Below are 14,852 nucleotides of genomic sequence, written 5' to 3' on the forward strand. Positions count from 1 at the left end.
GGGTCTGGGCGCGAGTCCGACCTGGCACGGATTCGCCATCGACCAGACCGGTATCGCGTTCACCGACGCGATCAGCGTGGTCGGCGACGAACGCCTGCGCATCGACCGCCACGCCCTGCGGATCCTCGAAGAGGGGTTGGCCTGGGCGCCGGCGTCCTTCTTCGACCAGGACGGCAATCCGGTTCACGCATGCGCCCGGGGAACCCTGGGCCGCGTCGAATCCCGCCTGCAGCAGGCCGGACTGCGGGCACGCGTCGGCCATGAGATCGAGTTCCTGCTCGTCGGCCCGACCGGTGACCGGTTGCCCGGCCAACTGTGGGCGCAGTACGGGGTGGCCGGAGTGCTCGAGCACGAGGGCTTCATCCGCGACGCCATGGCCGCCATGGCGGCGGCCGGGGTCGCCGTCGAACAGTTCCACCCCGAGTACGGCGTCAACCAGTTCGAGATGTCGCTGGCGCCCGCGTCTCCGGTCGCCGCCGCGGACCAACTGGTACTGGCCCGCCTTCTGCTCGGCAGGGTCGCACGGAGCCACGGACTACGGGTCAGCCTGTCTCCGGTTCCGTTCGAGGGAAGCGTGGGTTCCGGTGCCCACCAACATTTCTCGCTGCTGCGCGACGACACCCCGCTGTTCTCCGGGGGGCACGGGCCACATGGACTGACCAGTGACGGTGCGGCGGCGATCGGGGGAGTGCTGTCCGGTCTCGCGGAAGCTCAACTGGCGTTCTCGGGCTCGATCGTGTCCGGGTTGCGGATGAGGCCCGGCAACTGGGCCGGCGCGTACGCGTGCTGGGGTACGGAGAACCGCGAGGCCGCCCTCCGGTTCCTGCCGGCCACCCACGGCAACCCCCACGGCGCCAACGTCGAAGTCAAGGTGGTCGACCCGTCCGCGAATCCCTATCTGGCCAGCGCGGCGATCCTGGGCCTGGCACTCGACGGGATCGAACGGCAGTCGGCGTTGCCGCCGGAGATCACCGTGGACCCCGACACCGTTCCCGCCGTAGATCGAGTTGCGGGCGGGGTGGTCCGGCTATCGCACGATCAACCGGATGCGATTGCGGCGATGAAGGATTCACAGCGCCTCCGCGCCATACTGGGTGAGCCGGTGGTCGATGCTCTGGTGGCCGTGCGGAGTTACGAGCACCGGAATTACGGCGACCTCGGCGGCGGGGAACTGGCCGACAGGTTCCGGATGGCCTGGAGTCTGTGAGTCAGACCAGGCCGGTGGCGTCGAACACCCACGACATGTCCGCGGTCCGCAACTGCCGCATCCAGTCCCCGGGCGCATGGTTGAGTAGCGCACCGAAGTCCCAATAGTCCTTCCACAGGGTGATCCGGCCGTCGCGGACTCTGTGCACGGTGACGAACTTCAGCAGCGCGCTCTCGCCGCTGACCCAGTCCCAGGTCTCGGAGTGCTCGTACATCACGTCGGCGCCGTTGCTCACCAGGAGGCCGTCGTGGTTGGCGTAGCCGGCCAGCGGTTCCAGGCCGACCTTCAGACGCCTGACGATGTTCTCCGGCCCGCGTGCCGCGACGGCGGGGCCCAGCGGCATGTCGACGTACACGCAGTCCTCGGCGAGGAACCGCTTCATCCCCTCCCAGTCGCGGTCGGACAACGCCTTCCACATCCCCAGGACGGTGACCTCAGCGGACATGTCGCCGGGATTGATCGTGTCGGGTGCCACGACTACAGCAAACCAGAGATGGCATCTTCCCGTCCGCGGGTTTAGCCCGCGGTCGGGCCGGGAAGAGGGGGGTATGGCCGATACAGTCTGGATATTGATCGCCGTCGTCGTGCCGGTGGTGGTGATCGCCGCAATCATGTGGGCGGGCCGAAGGCGGCGCGACGCGCGTTGCCGAGCGCAGGCCGACGAGATCCGCAGGCTGCTGCGGGAGGAGGATGCCCGGATGCGGCAGGCCGAGCAGGCGGAGCAGGCGGAACGACTGCAGACCGCCCCCGGCTGGAACCGCGGCGAGGTCAGTGGCGTCGGCGCACGATCCGAGAGTCAGACCCCAGGCTGACCGGCAGCCGGGCCCATCCGCGCAGCACGCGGGTGTCCCGGCGGCTGCCTGGTCCGGCCGGTCGGGCCTCCGGGAACCGGGTGAAGAACTGCCGGAGACCGACCTCGCCCTCCATCCGGGCCAGCGCGGCGCCCAGGCAGAAGTGCCTACCGCCGGAGAACGCGAGATGCCTGCCCGCGCCCGGGCGCCGCACGTCGAAGGTGTGCGGGTCGGGGAACACCGCGGGATCGCGGTTGGCGGCCGCCAGGTAGATCACCACGATCTCGCCGCGCCGGACCGGAGTTCCCGCCACCACGGTGTCGGTGCGGGCGACCCGTGCGGTCAGTTGCACCGGGGGGTCCAGTCGCAGGATCTCCTCCACCGCATTGGGCCACAGCGAGGGCTCGTCGGCCAGCACCGCCAACTGATCCGGGGCGTCGAGGAGCATCCGGATGCCGTTGCCGAGCAGGTTCACCGTCGTCTCGAAGCCGGCCGCCAGCACCAGCCCGGCGATGGCCTTCAACTCCTTCTCGTCGAGCCGCACCCCGCCTTCGGACGCCTCGATCAACTGGCTCATCAGGTCGTCGCCGGGACGCTCCCGGAGCTTCCGCAGGTGGGTGTCCAGCCAGCTGTTGAACCCCTCCAGGCCGTACTGGACGGTCTGGTACTGCGCCCACGACAGGCCGAAATCCAAACTGGGAGCGGCTGATTCACCGAATTCGAGAATCCGGTCGCGGTCGCCCTCGGGCACACCGAGAATCTCGCCGATGATGGCGACCGGCAGCTGCGCGCAGTACTGGGCGACGATGTCGACGACGACGCGCTCGCCGGACAAGCCGTCCAGCAGGACCCCCGCGGTGTCTTCGACCCGGTCATGCAGCGCGGCCACCGCACGGGAGGTGAAGACCGACGACACGGTCTTGCGGTAGCGGGTGTGTTCGGGGGGTTCCACGGCGAGCAGCGACGGCGGCAGCAGCGGGTGCAGAACATCGGGTCGCGTCCGTCGCTCCAGCCGGCGCAGCGGCGAGGGCAGCGCCCCGCCCAGGAAGATCACCCGGAAATCGTCGGAGCGCAACAGATCGTGGGCGACGGCGTGGTCGACGGTCAGATAGCTCACCCTGGCCCGCACCAGCGGGCCCCGGGCGCGAAGTTCCTCGAAGAACGGGACCGGGTCGGCCCGCACCGACGGGTCGGCGGCGAATCGGGCCTGCGGATCGCCGCGGCGGGCCGACAGCCCGGCCGCCGAGCGCACCACGCCGTGCATCGCCAGCCAGTGCAGCCATTCCGACGCACCCATGCTCATGCCGGGGGAGTCCAGGTGACCGGAAGCCTCTTGATCCCGTGGATGAACGCCGAGAGCAGCATCGCCGGCTCTTCGGACACCGCGATGTCGGGAGTGCGGTGGCGCAGTTCCTCGAACACCACCGCGATCTCCCGCCGGGCCAGGTTGGCGCCCAGACAGAAATGCGTTCCGCCGCCACCGAAACCGACGTGGTGGTTCGGCGAGCGGGTGACGTCGAACAGCCACGGGTCGGCGAACTTGTCCTCGTCGCGGTTGGCCGACCCGTACCACATGGTGACCTTTTGGCCGGCCCCGATGTGCACGCCGCCGACCTCGACGTCCCGGGTGGTGGTGCGACGCATGTAGGCCACCGGAGATGCCCACCGGACGATCTCCTCGACAGCGGTCGCGGTGTGTCCGGCGAAGTCGCTCCACCAGATTTCGCGCTGTTCGGGGTAGCGGGTCAGCGCGAGAACGCCGTGGCTGATGGCGTTGCGGGTGGTTTCGTTGCCGGCGACCGCCAGCAGGATGAAGAACGAGGCGATCTCAGCCGAGGTCAGTCGTTCGCCGTCGACCTCCGCTGAGACGAGTGCGGTGGTGAGGTCGTCGTGCGGATTGGACCGCCGGTCCTCGGCCAGGGCGGTCGCGTACGCGCCGATGTCGATGGCGACCCTCATGAACTCTTCGGAGTCGGTGGTGATGTCGGGGTCGCCGAAACCCAGGATCACGTTGGTCCATCCGAAGATCTTGCGATGGTCGCCCTCGGGGACGCCCATGATGTCGCAGATCACCTGCAGGGGCAGCGGCCCGGACAGTTCCGCCACCAGTTCGGCGCGGCCGTCCGGGTGGTTGGCGATGAGGTCCTCGACCAGTCGGCGGGCGCGGGCGCGCACCGACTCCTCGGTGCGCGCGACCACCTTCGGGGTGAACGCGCTGCGCACGATGCCCCGAAGGCGGGCGTGCCGCGGGTCGTCGAGGGAGATCATCGAGCCGAAATACTCCGCCACCTCCGGCACCTGATCGGCGATCGTGATGTTGGGATGGGAGCTGAAGACCTCCGGGTGCCGGCTGGCGAAATGGACGTCGTCGAACTTCGTCAGCGCCCAGTGGCCCGGGCCCGCCTGGAAGCCGTCGAACTCGATCTCGGGGAAGAACCTGATCGGCGCCTCCCGTCGCAGCGTCGCGAAGGCGCCGTCCCGGACGACGTCGTCGAGCGCCCAGAATTCGCGGGTGCCGAGGTCGACGTCCTGCAGGGGGACCCGTGGGGGAGGCCGGCCGTTCACGCGAGTGGCGATTGCCATGCAAGTCACCGTCCACTCAAACAGGCGCCGGGTCTCACTCCCACCATAGGGGAGGAACCTATGCGGCCTCGTCCTCGACGACCTTCTTGATCCGTTCCAGCGTGGTGCGCATGTCGCGGACGTTGCGGCGCCCACGCAGGTAGCCGGCGAACATCCAGAAAACCCGGACCGGCAGCGCGCTGTTGAGCCGGAAGGACTCGGTGACATCGGTGCCGTCCCCGCGCGGGGTCAGCCGGTAGTGCCAGTTGTTGACCGCCATGTCCCCGGGCCCGAGCACCGCGAAGCCGAATTCCTTGCCGGGTTCGCAGGCCGTCACCCGGCAGGTCGTCCAGTACACCGGTCCGATCTCGTTGCGGCGGACGTGGCCGCGGAACTTCGCGCCCAGCGCCGGACCGTCGGCGCCGCCCAGCCATTCGGCCTCGAACACCTCGGGGGAGAACCGGCCGGTGTTTCGGACCTCGGCGATGAGGTTCCAGATCTTGTCGGCCGGAGCGGACATGTGCACGGTCGCGGAGCCTTCCACGCGGCAATCCTACGACGCGTGGCGGTAGCGTTCCCGCCGTGGGTGTCAGACTGCGTCCGCCGGCCGTCGAGCGCCGGATCCCCGCTGCGCCGGACGTGGTGTGGACCATCCTGACGGATCTGGAGATGTGGCCGCTGTGGGGGCCGTCGGTGCGGCGCGCCGAACTGCTCGGCGGCGGCAGGGAGTTGACCGACGGCGCGCAGGGCACGGTCTGGACCGCCGTCGGGGTGGCACTGCCGTTCGCGGTCACCGATTTCGTCCCCGGCCGGCGGTGGGGATGGAGCGTGGCCGGGGTGGCGTCCACCGGTCACGAGGTCAGTCCGGTCCCCGGTGGATGCTCGGTCCGGTTCACGACGCCGTGGTGGGCTGCCGCATACCTGCCGGTGTGCGCGGCGGCGCTGAGCCGAATCGAGAGGCTGGCCGGTTAGGGGTCGGTCAGCCGACCGGACCCTTGGCCAGCACGACCGGTGCGGTTCGCGGGTTCCCCAGCCGGTCGAACCAGGTCAGCATGATGATGTTGCCAGGCCGGCGCTGGTCCATGATGTTGGACAGATCGGCCGCGGAGTTGATCGGGACGCCGTCGAGGGCGGTGATGACGTCTCCGGGCCGCAGGCCGGCCTGACCGGCCGGAGTGTCCGGCAGGACCTGACGAACGACCGCGCCGGCGGGCCCGCCCAGCGGCGAGGCGTCGGCGATCCCCACCCCGATGAAGGCCGAGTCGCCCAGATGCACCGTCGGCGACGGCGCGCCGGCGCGAATCTGGTTGGCGATGGCCATCGCCCGGTCGATCGGGATGGCGAAGCCCTCGTTGCCGGATACGGCGCCCATGCGGTGGTTCAAGGTGGCGGCCACGGTGACGCCCACCACCTGTCCCGCGGCGTTCACCAGCGGGCCGCCCGAATCGCCTGGCCGGATCTCGGCCGCGACCCGGATCAGATCGACCAATTCCTTGGCACCCCTGCCGGATTCGTCGGATGCCCGCACCGAGGCGCCGAGTTGCGTGATCACCCCCGGCGCGTAACTCGGTACCCCGCCGGTGCCGTTGGAGTTGCCGATCGCGGCGATCGGTTCGCCCACGGCCAGCCTCGAGGACGTCCCAAGGTTCGCGGTCGGAAGGCCGCCAGCACCGCGGAGACGAACGACCGCGATGTCGCTGGAGCGGTCGAAACCGACGACATCGACCGGATAGCTCCGGCTGTTGGCCCGGCTGACCGCGGTGATCTCGGTGGCCCCCTCGATGACGTGGTTGTTGGTGAGCACGTCGCCGTTGGGGTCGAGCACGATTCCGGCGCCCGCCCCCGAGGCGCCCTCGTAGCCCAGCGTCGTGTTGATGTCGACCAGGCCGGGCACGATCCGCCCGAGCAGGGCGGACTGATCCAACGGCGCCGTCGGCGCCGGCGCCGGTGACGGGATCGGTTCGGCGGTTGCCGGGGCGATGCTCAGGCCGGCGAGCAGTGTCAGAGCGGCGAAGACGCCGCTCAGCCGGCGGCCACGACGGCCGGTGGGCCGTGGACAGGTGGAATCCATACGACAACTGTGCCTCATAAATCGGCGGAAAGGCAGTTGGCCCCGTCACTCCCGTCAAACGCACGCGTCGGCGGGACGTCGGCGACGCGCCCGTTCCGCGCAACCGGCCGACGGTGGCCTAGATTCGGTGGGGATGCCCACCGCGGCTCCGGAAGGGAACACCGCCAGTGCTTGAGCAAGCCCTCGTCGTGGCCGCCGCTCTTGCAGGCGCGGTGTTCACCGCGATAGGGATCGTGATGCGCCAGCGGGCCACGATGGACGTTCCGGAGGATCAGGGCGTCAGTGGCCTGATGGTCTCGACTCTGGTGCGAAGGCCGCTGTGGTGGGCCGGCACCGGGTCGGCGTTCGTCGGCTACGCCTTCCAGGCCCTTGCGCTGGCCCGCGGATCGCTCACCCTGGTCGCCCCGCTGTTGATGTCGGCGTTGCTCTTCGCCCTCCCACTCAGCGCCCGCCTCGCCCACCGGCGGGTGAGCCGCGCCGACTGGGGTTGGGCTCTGCTGCTCACCCTCGCGCTGGCGGTGTTCGTGTCGCTGGCCCGGACCCGGCCCGGTGACTACGAGGGCTCCGCGTGGACGGCGGTGTTCGTCGCGGCGGGCGCCGCGGTGTTCGTCGCCGGCTGCGTCCTGCTGGCCAGCCGGATGTCGGACTGGCGGCGGGCCCTCCTGCTCGGCTTCGGGGTCGGTGTCCTCTTCGGCGTGGTCGCCGTGCTCACCAAGATCGTCATGCAGTTCGTCACCGAAGGTGACGCGGCCGAACTGCGGACGTCTCCGGTGCCCTACATGCTGATCGCAGCCGCGGTGGCGGCCACGCTGTTGCAGCAGTCCGCCTTCCACGCCGGATCGCTGCAGACGTCCGTCCCGGTGATGCTGGTGCTCGAACCGATGGTTGCGGTGCTGTTGGGCCAGGTGGTGCTCGGCGAGCACCTCGAGGTCGGCACCGGCAGCGCGGTGGCATTGGGAATCGCGATCGCCGCGATGACCGCCGCCACGATCGCCCTCGGCCGCGACGAGGGCGCCTACGAGGACGAGCTGGAGGCCGGCCGCCGCACCGCGCCCCGGCAGCCGAAGCGATGAGCCGGCAGCACGATCCGCTGGCTCAGATCGCCGCCGGCCCGGCGGGCCCGGCGGTCGGGGCGTTCTTCGACTGCGACGGCACCCTGGTCGCCGGCTTCACCGCCGTCGCCCACGCCCGGGACCGGATCCGACGCGGCCAGGCCCGGATCGGCGAGGTGCTGGGAGTCGTGGAGGCCTCGCTGCGCTACAAGCTCGGCCGCATGCAGTTCGAGCGGCTGATGAGCCGCGCCGCGGGTTATCTGCGCGGCGAGTCGCTGACCGAGCTGAGGGACATCGGCGAGCGGTTGTACGCCGAACAGGTGGCAGACAAGGTCTACCCGCTGATGCGCCAGATCGTCGAGGCGCACCGCCGGCGGGGGCATACCCTCGTCCTCAGTTCCTCGGCGTTGACCATCCACGCCGAGCCGGTGGCCCGCGCGCTCGGCATCGGGAACGTGATCTGCAACACCTTCGAACTCGACGATGCCGGGCTGCTGACCGGCGGAGTGAACCGGCCGATCGTGTGGGGAGGGCGCAAAGCCGCTGCGGTGCAGGAGTTCTGCGCCGTCCACGGGGTCGCACTGCCGCAGAGCTACTTCTACGCCGACGGCGACGAGGATGCCGCGCTGATGAAACTGGTCGGCCATCCCCGGCCGGTCAACCCCCGCTCCGGACTGGCCGCCCTGGCCGCGGACAAGGACTGGCCGGTGCTGCGGGTGACGGTGCCGGGCCAGTCCGGCGCGGCTGACGCGTTGGGGCACCTGCCCGCACTGGGCCGCGCCGCGCTGGGCGCGGCGTTCGCTGCGGTGGCGCCGCGCCGCCGGCGCTGACCTCAGACCGCGCGGTGCGGAACGTCGGTGATCAGACCGCCGTCCACCACGAACTCCGACCCGGTCGCGAACGACGACTCGTCACTGGCCAGGAACACCACGAAGGTGGCGACCTCCTCGGGTGTGCCGGCGCGGCCCATCGGAGCGGACACGATGTCGTCGGGCAGGTGCTTGGTCATCTTTGTCCGGATGAATCCCGGGTGGATGGAGTTCACCCGGATCTTCTCCGGCGCCAACTCGAGTGCCGCCGACTTGGTCAGCCCGCGCAGACCCCACTTGGAAGCGACGTAGCTGTGCGCCCAGGCCGCGCCGCGCATGCCCTCGATCGAGGAGATGTTGATGATCGAACCGCCGCCGGCGGACACCATCGGGTCGATCACGGCCTGGATTCCCCGCATGGCCCCGGTCAGGTTGACGTCGAGCACCTTCTGCCAGCGGGTGATGTCGGCGGTCTTCAACGGTGCGACCTGGACGATGCCGGCATTGTTCACCAGCACATCGAGCCTGCCGAAGGCGCTCACCGCGGTGTCGACGGCGGCCTTCCAATCCTCGGCGCTGGTCACGTCGAGGTGGACGTAGCGGGCGGCGTCGCCGAGTTCGGCGATCAGGGCCGCGCCCTCGTCGTCGAGGATGTCGCCGATCACCACCTTGGCGCCCTCCGCGATCAACATGCGGGCGCTGGCGGCGCCCATGCCCTTCGCGTTGGCGCCGCCGGTGATCAGCGCGACTTTGCCCGCTACACGTCCCATGGGGCGTCAGGCTACCTTGGCGGGATGAGCATTCGCGTCGCCCACATCGGAACCGGAAACGTGGGCCGGTTGGCGCTTGCCGAACTCATCGAGAACCCGGCCTTCGAGTTGACCGGGTTGTGCGTGTCCACCCCGGAGAAGGTCGGCAGGGACGCCGGCGAACTGGCCGGGCTGGACACCCTCACCGGGGTGAAGGCCACCTCGGATCTTGACGCGCTGCTGGCGACGGAACCGGAGTGCGCGGTGTACTGCGCGATGGGCGATACCCGGATGCCGCAGGCCGTGGACGACGTCCGGCGCATCCTCTCCGCCGGTGTCAACGTGGTGGGATCCGCTCCCGGAATCCTGCAGTTCCCCTGGAACGTCATTCCCGACAAGTTCATCCGGCCCCTGGAAGACGCTGCCCGGCTTGGTGATTCGAGCATCTTCATCAGCGGGGTGGATCCGGGTTTCGTCACCGACCTGATCCCGCTGGCCTTCGCCGGCGCCTGCCGCCGCATCGAACAGGTGCGCTGCATGGAGATCGCCGACTACGCCACCTACGACGGCGCCGTCGTGATGTTCGACGTGATGGGCTTCGGCCGGCCGCTCGAGGAATTGCCGGTGTTGTTTCAGCCCGGGGTGCTCGGGATCGCCTGGGGCTGCGCCGTCCGCCAACTCGCGGCCGGACTGAACGTCGAAATCGATTCGATCACCGAAAGCTACGAGCGTGAGCCGGCCCCCGAGCCCTTCGACATCGCCGCCGGCCACATCCCGCAGGGCTCGGTGGCAGCGGTGCGGTTCCAGATCAACGGGATGGTGGCCGGCCACCCGGCGATCGTCGTCGAACACGTCACCCGGCTTCGCGGCGACCTGCGTCCGGACTGGGCGCAACCGGCCCAAGCGGGCGGCTCCTACCGCGTCGAAATCACCGGGGAGCCGTCGTACGCCGTGGACATCTGCCCGACCAGCCGATACGGCGACCACAACCACGCCGCGATCGCGGGCGCGGCGGCTCGCATCGTGAACGCGATCCCCGCCGTCATCGCCGCCCCGGTCGGGATCCGCACCACACTTGACCTTCCACTGGTCTCCCGAGTGCGCGTGTTCGCAGGGGACACCCCCGGCCCCTGAGCGGCGTTGCCGTGGTCGCGGGCGGGGTGATGCTTACGGGAAGCCGGGTCCGATCACGACCCCCGGGTACCCCCCGTAATTTCCGCCGTTGACGTACTGCGACAAGCAGATCGCCCGCCACGTCCCGCCGCCGACGCTGCAGTTCAGGATCGCCGTCTGGTCAGGTGCCGCCCCCAGGATGTGGGGCGGGCGCGACGGGATGGCGCAGTTGTCCAGGTAGGGGTTCAGCGGGGCGATGCCGTTGTAGCAGGGCGCGGCCGGCATGGGACCCGACTCCGCTGAGGCGATGCCGACCGGTCCGGTTCCCAGCGCGGCAAGCAATGCCCCGCCCAGCGCCCAAATGGCGTGTGCGATTGTTCGCCGACGATCTACGGTGGGCACGCGTTAAACGGTACTCCTGAAACCGGCGGGGGTGATATGGCTGGCGTGCTGACGGCGACCGGCGGGTTCCTGCTGGCGGTGTTGTGGATCGACCTGATGTTCGACACTCAGGCTCGCGGGCGCGGCGAGGCCGTCGACCACGCCGCGCTGGATTCGATCACCGCCTACTACCGACGGGCGACGACCGACTCCCAGCCGATGTCCGGACTGATCGCGGCGGTCATGGCACTGCTCCTGGCCGCCCTGATCGGCGAGGCGCTGCTCGGCGGCACCCCGGCCTGGGTGTTGGTCCTCTCGGCGGTCCTGGCCGGTGGCCCGATCTTCCTTGCTTCAGCCCGGACCGTTCCCAATGCGGTCCGACTGGGCCGGCGCACCGGCAGCCCTGCGGAGCAGACCCGGTTGGCAAGGGCGGTGCTGGCCGATCACCTCCTCTGCGTGATCGGTATGGCGATGTTCGTGGCGTTGTGGGTCGTCCGGTCGCTAAACTAGAACACGTTCCAGTTGCCTGCCCACGAGGCCAAGGAGATCGGCCATGCACACTTCCCTCTGCGACGACCTCGGTATCGAGTTCCCGATCTTCGCGTTCACCCACTGCCGGGACGTGGTGGTCGCGGTCAGCAAGGCCGGAGGTTTCGGCGTCCTGGGCGCCGTCGGGTTCACGCCCGAGCAACTCGAGATCGAACTGAACTGGATCGACGAGCAGATCGGTGACCGTCCCTACGGGGTGGACATCGTGATACCGAACAAGTACGAGGGCATGGACACCGACATGTCCGGCGAAGAACTGGCCGAGGCGTTGCGCAAGCTCGTGCCCCAGCAGCATCTGGACTTCGCCAAGAAGATCCTGTCCGACCACGGCGTGCCCACCGGCGACGCGGACTCCCACGCGCTGAAGCTGCTCGGCTGGACCGAGGCGACCGCCACCCCGCAGGTCGAGGTCGCGCTGCGGCACCCCAAGGTCACCCTGATCGCCAACGCCCTGGGCACCCCGCCGGCCGACATGATCGCGCACATCCACGCGGCCGGCCGAAAGGTCGCCGCGCTGTGCGGATCTCCCGCCCAGGCCCGCAAACACGCCGAGGCCGACGTCGACATCATCATCGCCCAGGGCGGCGAAGGCGGCGGTCACTGCGGCGAGGTCGGCTCGATCGTGCTCTGGCCGCAGGTGGTCAAGGCGGTGGCGCCGCGCCCGGTGCTCGCGGCCGGCGGGATCGGCAGCGGCGAGCAGATCGCCGCCGCCCTGGCACTGGGCTGCCAGGGCACCTGGTCGGGCTCGCAGTGGCTGATGGTCGAGGAGGCCCACAACACCCCGGTCCAGCAGGCCGCCTACGTCAAGGCCACCAGCCGGGACACCGTTCGCAGCCGCTCGTTCACCGGCAAGCCGTGCCGGATGCTGCGCAACGAGTGGACTCAGGCGTGGGAGACCCCCGGAAACCCGGAACCGCTCGGAATGCCGTTGCAGTACATGGTTTCCGGGATGGCGGTGGCCGCGACCAACAAGTACCCCAACGAGACCGTCGACGTCGCCTTCAACCCGGTGGGTCAGGTGGTCGGCCAGTTCAGCAAGGTCGAGAAGAGCGCCGCGGTCATCGAGCGGTGGGTCCGGGAGTACCTGGACGCCTCCAACCGCCTGAACGTCCTGAACGAGGCTGCGGTCTAGCCGGCTCAGCCGACCGGGTCGAACTGGCTGCCGTTGCCCCAGGCGCCGTTCCTGAGGAATCCGGGCTGCCAACCGCGATCACCCAGGCACAGCATCGGCAGGCCGTCCGGGGACTGCGCCGCGGCTTGCGGGCCCGGGCACGGCGAGCCGACGGCCTGGACGCCGTACAGCCGGGGCGAGATCACCCAGAAGCCGGTGCCCTCCGGCGGCCGGTCCATGCCGATGTAGGACATACCGGCGATGAAGTGGCATGCCAGAGCCTCGCCGCCGGGTCCGCGACCGAAGATGAACCTGTCCCAGCGATAGCACGGCGCACTCAGATGCGCGTCGTAGACCATGTTCGGCACATCGCCGCGGTAGGTCATCTGGGTCCCGTCGGCGATCGCCGACGGCGCCGCCCCCAGCACTCCGCCCGCAACGGCCGCTGCGATCACGAGTTCGCGGATCATGCCTGCGAGCCTAGCCGTTGAACGATCCCGGGCTCGGGCAAACCGCGCACTTGATGGTCGTGGTCACCGCGACCAACTGCGGTGTCGGCGGCGCGGATGAGAACCCGAACGCCACCGGCGGTTCCAGCCGCCCCAGCCCGCCCAGGTCGACGCCGTCGAAGCTGCCGTCGACCGAGTCGATCAGCCACAGCCGCCGGACCCCGTAGTACTCCCGCCGGCCGTTGCCGGCGCTGCCCGCCGTGTGGACTCCCCGAACCATGCGGGAGGCGATCGGATCGATCATCCGCAGCCACCACGGCTGCGTCGCGACGAACCCGGGCACCGCGCGCAGCAACCGGTCCAGCGGCGCCGCGCGGCCGATGCCGGCGGTGACGTCCAACCCCGGCGCCGCCACGGTTAGTCGACGCTCGGACAACTCCGCTTCGACCGCGCCCACTTCGACACGGTCGAATCGGTAGGTGCCGGCGACGAATTCGGCCACCCGGGCGGTCGGGGCCAACAGGATCCGTTCGTCGGCACCGGTCTGCACCATCACGTCGGTGAACGGGCCGAACGGCGAGGTCTCCCACCTGCCGACCACCATCCGGACCCCGGCGGTGGTGCCGAATCCGGCGATGTGACCGGTGAAGACGAGCCGCTGTCCACCCACCCGATCGAGGGTAGCGGGACACGATCGCACCGAGAAACGCCGTCGGCGCAGCGTGGATTTCGCCGCCCGAAGTGGTTCGCTTGGAAGGGAACCAAACAAAGGGGAGCGCCAATGCCGGACCGTCGACTCATCGCGGTGGCAGCCGCAGCCGTGGCAACCGCTGTCGCGGTCCTGCCCACCGCCGCGGCCGACCCCACCGCGCAGTACCCGACCGACGAGCACGGCTTCACCGGCTCGGCGGCGCGCTGCGACGACGAGCAGACCCTGGTGCAGTTCGGCCGGACGTCGCGCGCACTGGTGGCCATCTGCATCAGCCCGGACGGCGAACTGGAGTACCGCGGGGTGCGAATCAGCGACCAGGCCGGACTGACGATGCCCGCCACCCGGGCCGCCGACGGCACCATCACCGCGGTCAACGACGGCGTCACCTACACCGTCACACCGCAGGTGATTCTGGTGTCCGAGGGCGACAACGTGCTTTACCGGGACCCCTGGACCGAGTACCACGGTCCGCGGTTCCCCGCCGGCACCACCCCGTCGGCCAGTTCGGCCGCCCCGGCACCCCCGGCCAGTTCGGCCGCCCCGGCACCCCCGGCCAGTTCGGCCGCCCCGGCACCGTCGGCCAGTTCGGCCGCCCCGGCACCCCCGGCCAGTTCGGCCGCCCCCGAACCCCCGGCCAGTTCGGCCGCCCCCGAACCGTCGGCCAGTTCGGGCCCGACCTCGCCTCCGACGGTCAGCACCACCACGGTCACCCTGACCCCCACGAAGTCGTCCTCGGGATGACCGACGTCAGTTGGTCGCTGTCCGCTGACAACGGCGAACTGCTCATCCTCACCGATGTGACGGGCCGGGCCGCCAAGATGGGTCACCGGCTCACCATGGCGATGCGATCCTGGCGCGCCTCGATGGACTGGCAGGGCGAGTCGCCGACGCACGCCGAGTTGACCGTCGACGTCGAGTCCCTGGAGGTGGTCAAGGGTGAGGGCGGCATCACGCCCCTCGGCGGGCCAGAGAAGGGTATCGCCAGGAACAACGCCCTGAAAGCGTTGGACGCCAAGGAGTTTCCCCAGATCCGGTTCACCTCCGACGACATCGCCGAGACCGATTCCGGATACCGGATGACCGGCTCGCTGGAGATCCACGGCACCACGCGTCCGCAGGTCGTCGACCTGACGGCGGACCGCAGCGGCGGGGGGTGGAACCTGTCGGCCCGGATTCGGCTCACCCAGACCGACTACGGGGTGAAGCTCATCTCACTGTTCATGGGGTCGATGAAGGTCGCCGACGAACTGACCGTCGACTTCCACGCCACTTATCCCGGGTAGCGGTTATCGCCGG

The 14,852-nt window shown here is 69.8% G+C and carries 19 protein-coding genes; 10 read left to right on the forward strand and 9 right to left on the reverse strand.

From position 1 onward, the window contains the following. Positions 1 to 1,207 (forward strand): type I glutamate--ammonia ligase (locus ADBZ5U_RS00005; protein WP_526261046.1); only part of this gene is annotated, 1,207 nt, incomplete at its 5' end. A gap of 1 nt (position 1,208) precedes the next feature. Here the strand turns inward: ADBZ5U_RS00005 and ADBZ5U_RS00010 are convergent. After that, entirely contained in the window at positions 1,209 to 1,652 is a 444-nt protein-coding gene (locus tag ADBZ5U_RS00010) for a nuclear transport factor 2 family protein (protein ID WP_526261154.1), read from the reverse strand. Between the two features lie 124 nt (positions 1,653 to 1,776). Here ADBZ5U_RS00010 and ADBZ5U_RS00015 point away from each other — a divergent pair, with 124 nt between their 5' ends. Then, entirely contained in the window at positions 1,777 to 2,019 is a 243-nt protein-coding gene (locus ADBZ5U_RS00015; protein WP_526261048.1) for a hypothetical protein, read from the forward strand. Here ADBZ5U_RS00015 and ADBZ5U_RS00020 read toward each other — a convergent pair. From ADBZ5U_RS00020 to ADBZ5U_RS00030, 3 genes are read right to left on the reverse strand one after another with little or no spacing between them, the layout of a single operon-like run. Continuing rightward, positions 1,976 to 3,295, reverse strand: a complete 1,320-nt coding sequence (locus ADBZ5U_RS00020) for a cytochrome P450 (protein ID WP_526261156.1) — start codon at positions 3,293 to 3,295, stop codon at positions 1,976 to 1,978. The two genes, ADBZ5U_RS00015 and ADBZ5U_RS00020, sit on opposite strands and share 44 nt — an antisense overlap. 2 nt (positions 3,296 to 3,297) lie before the next feature. Further along, on the reverse strand, positions 3,298 to 4,581 hold the full coding sequence (locus ADBZ5U_RS00025) for a cytochrome P450 (protein WP_526261050.1): 1,284 nt from the start codon (positions 4,579 to 4,581) through the stop codon (positions 3,298 to 3,300). A gap of 58 nt (positions 4,582 to 4,639) precedes the next feature. After that, positions 4,640 to 5,104: an SRPBCC family protein gene (locus ADBZ5U_RS00030; RefSeq protein WP_526261052.1), complete on the reverse strand. Its 465-nt coding sequence runs from the start codon at positions 5,102 to 5,104 to the stop codon at positions 4,640 to 4,642. A 38-nt stretch (positions 5,105 to 5,142) separates the two neighbouring features. On the opposite strand from ADBZ5U_RS00030, the gene ADBZ5U_RS00035 reads away from it, so the two are divergent. Then, on the forward strand, positions 5,143 to 5,532 hold the full coding sequence (locus ADBZ5U_RS00035; RefSeq protein ID WP_526261054.1) for an SRPBCC family protein: 390 nt from the start codon (positions 5,143 to 5,145) through the stop codon (positions 5,530 to 5,532). A 7-nt stretch (positions 5,533 to 5,539) separates the two neighbouring features. Here ADBZ5U_RS00035 and ADBZ5U_RS00040 read toward each other — a convergent pair whose 3' ends face one another. Next, positions 5,540 to 6,631 (reverse strand): S1C family serine protease, encoded by a 1,092-nt coding sequence (locus tag ADBZ5U_RS00040; protein WP_526261056.1) that lies wholly within the window; start codon positions 6,629 to 6,631, stop codon positions 5,540 to 5,542. 167 nt (positions 6,632 to 6,798) lie between these two features. Here ADBZ5U_RS00040 and ADBZ5U_RS00045 point away from each other — a divergent pair, with 167 nt between their 5' ends. Together ADBZ5U_RS00045 and ADBZ5U_RS00050 are read left to right on the forward strand one after the other, a co-directional pair. Continuing rightward, positions 6,799 to 7,704, forward strand: a complete 906-nt coding sequence (locus ADBZ5U_RS00045) for a DMT family transporter (protein WP_526261058.1) — start codon at positions 6,799 to 6,801, stop codon at positions 7,702 to 7,704. Further along, a complete protein-coding gene (locus ADBZ5U_RS00050) occupies positions 7,701 to 8,513 on the forward strand; it encodes an HAD family hydrolase (protein WP_526261060.1) in 813 nt (270 codons plus the stop codon). Before ADBZ5U_RS00045 ends, ADBZ5U_RS00050 begins: the two co-directional genes overlap by 4 nt. 2 nt (positions 8,514 to 8,515) lie before the next feature. Here the strand turns inward: ADBZ5U_RS00050 and ADBZ5U_RS00055 are convergent, their stop codons facing one another. After that, entirely contained in the window at positions 8,516 to 9,262 is a 747-nt protein-coding gene (locus tag ADBZ5U_RS00055) for a glucose 1-dehydrogenase (protein WP_526261062.1), read from the reverse strand. 24 nt (positions 9,263 to 9,286) lie between these two features. Here ADBZ5U_RS00055 and ADBZ5U_RS00060 point away from each other — a divergent pair, with 24 nt between their 5' ends. After that, positions 9,287 to 10,375 carry an NAD(P)H-dependent amine dehydrogenase family protein gene (locus ADBZ5U_RS00060; protein ID WP_526261064.1) on the forward strand — a complete coding sequence of 363 codons (1,089 nt, stop codon included), beginning with the start codon at positions 9,287 to 9,289 and terminating at the stop codon, positions 10,373 to 10,375. A 33-nt stretch (positions 10,376 to 10,408) separates the two neighbouring features. On the opposite strand, the gene ADBZ5U_RS00065 is transcribed toward ADBZ5U_RS00060, so the two are convergent. Continuing rightward, positions 10,409 to 10,756, reverse strand: coding sequence for a hypothetical protein (locus ADBZ5U_RS00065; protein ID WP_526261066.1), 348 nt, complete (start codon positions 10,754 to 10,756; stop codon positions 10,409 to 10,411). A gap of 36 nt (positions 10,757 to 10,792) precedes the next feature. Between ADBZ5U_RS00065 and ADBZ5U_RS00070 the strand changes: the two genes are divergently transcribed. Next, a complete protein-coding gene (locus tag ADBZ5U_RS00070; RefSeq protein WP_526261068.1) occupies positions 10,793 to 11,245 on the forward strand; it encodes a hypothetical protein in 453 nt (150 codons plus the stop codon). 43 nt (positions 11,246 to 11,288) lie between these two features. Beyond that, positions 11,289 to 12,416 carry a nitronate monooxygenase gene (locus ADBZ5U_RS00075; RefSeq protein WP_526261070.1) on the forward strand — a complete coding sequence of 376 codons (1,128 nt, stop codon included), beginning with the start codon at positions 11,289 to 11,291 and terminating at the stop codon, positions 12,414 to 12,416. A gap of 5 nt (positions 12,417 to 12,421) precedes the next feature. Here ADBZ5U_RS00075 and ADBZ5U_RS00080 read toward each other — a convergent pair whose 3' ends face one another. Together ADBZ5U_RS00080 and ADBZ5U_RS00085 are read right to left on the reverse strand one after the other, a co-directional pair. Further along, complete coding sequence (locus ADBZ5U_RS00080) at positions 12,422 to 12,865, reverse strand: hypothetical protein (RefSeq protein WP_526261072.1); 444 nt, start codon at positions 12,863 to 12,865, stop codon at positions 12,422 to 12,424. A 10-nt stretch (positions 12,866 to 12,875) separates the two neighbouring features. Beyond that, positions 12,876 to 13,514: a hypothetical protein gene (locus ADBZ5U_RS00085; RefSeq protein ID WP_526261074.1), complete on the reverse strand. Its 639-nt coding sequence runs from the start codon at positions 13,512 to 13,514 to the stop codon at positions 12,876 to 12,878. 135 nt (positions 13,515 to 13,649) lie between these two features. Between ADBZ5U_RS00085 and ADBZ5U_RS00090 the strand changes: the two genes are divergently transcribed. Both ADBZ5U_RS00090 and ADBZ5U_RS00095 read left to right on the forward strand, forming a co-directional pair. After that, entirely contained in the window at positions 13,650 to 14,297 is a 648-nt protein-coding gene (locus tag ADBZ5U_RS00090; RefSeq protein WP_526261076.1) for a hypothetical protein, read from the forward strand. Continuing rightward, positions 14,294 to 14,839: a YceI family protein gene (locus ADBZ5U_RS00095; protein WP_526261078.1), complete on the forward strand. Its 546-nt coding sequence runs from the start codon at positions 14,294 to 14,296 to the stop codon at positions 14,837 to 14,839. The genes ADBZ5U_RS00090 and ADBZ5U_RS00095 overlap by 4 nt, the downstream gene beginning before the upstream one ends. Positions 14,840 to 14,852 lie beyond the last annotated feature (13 nt).

This window comes from Mycobacterium sp., assembly GCF_040398885.1.
Taxonomy (GTDB): Bacteria; Actinomycetota; Actinomycetes; order Mycobacteriales; family Mycobacteriaceae; genus Mycobacterium.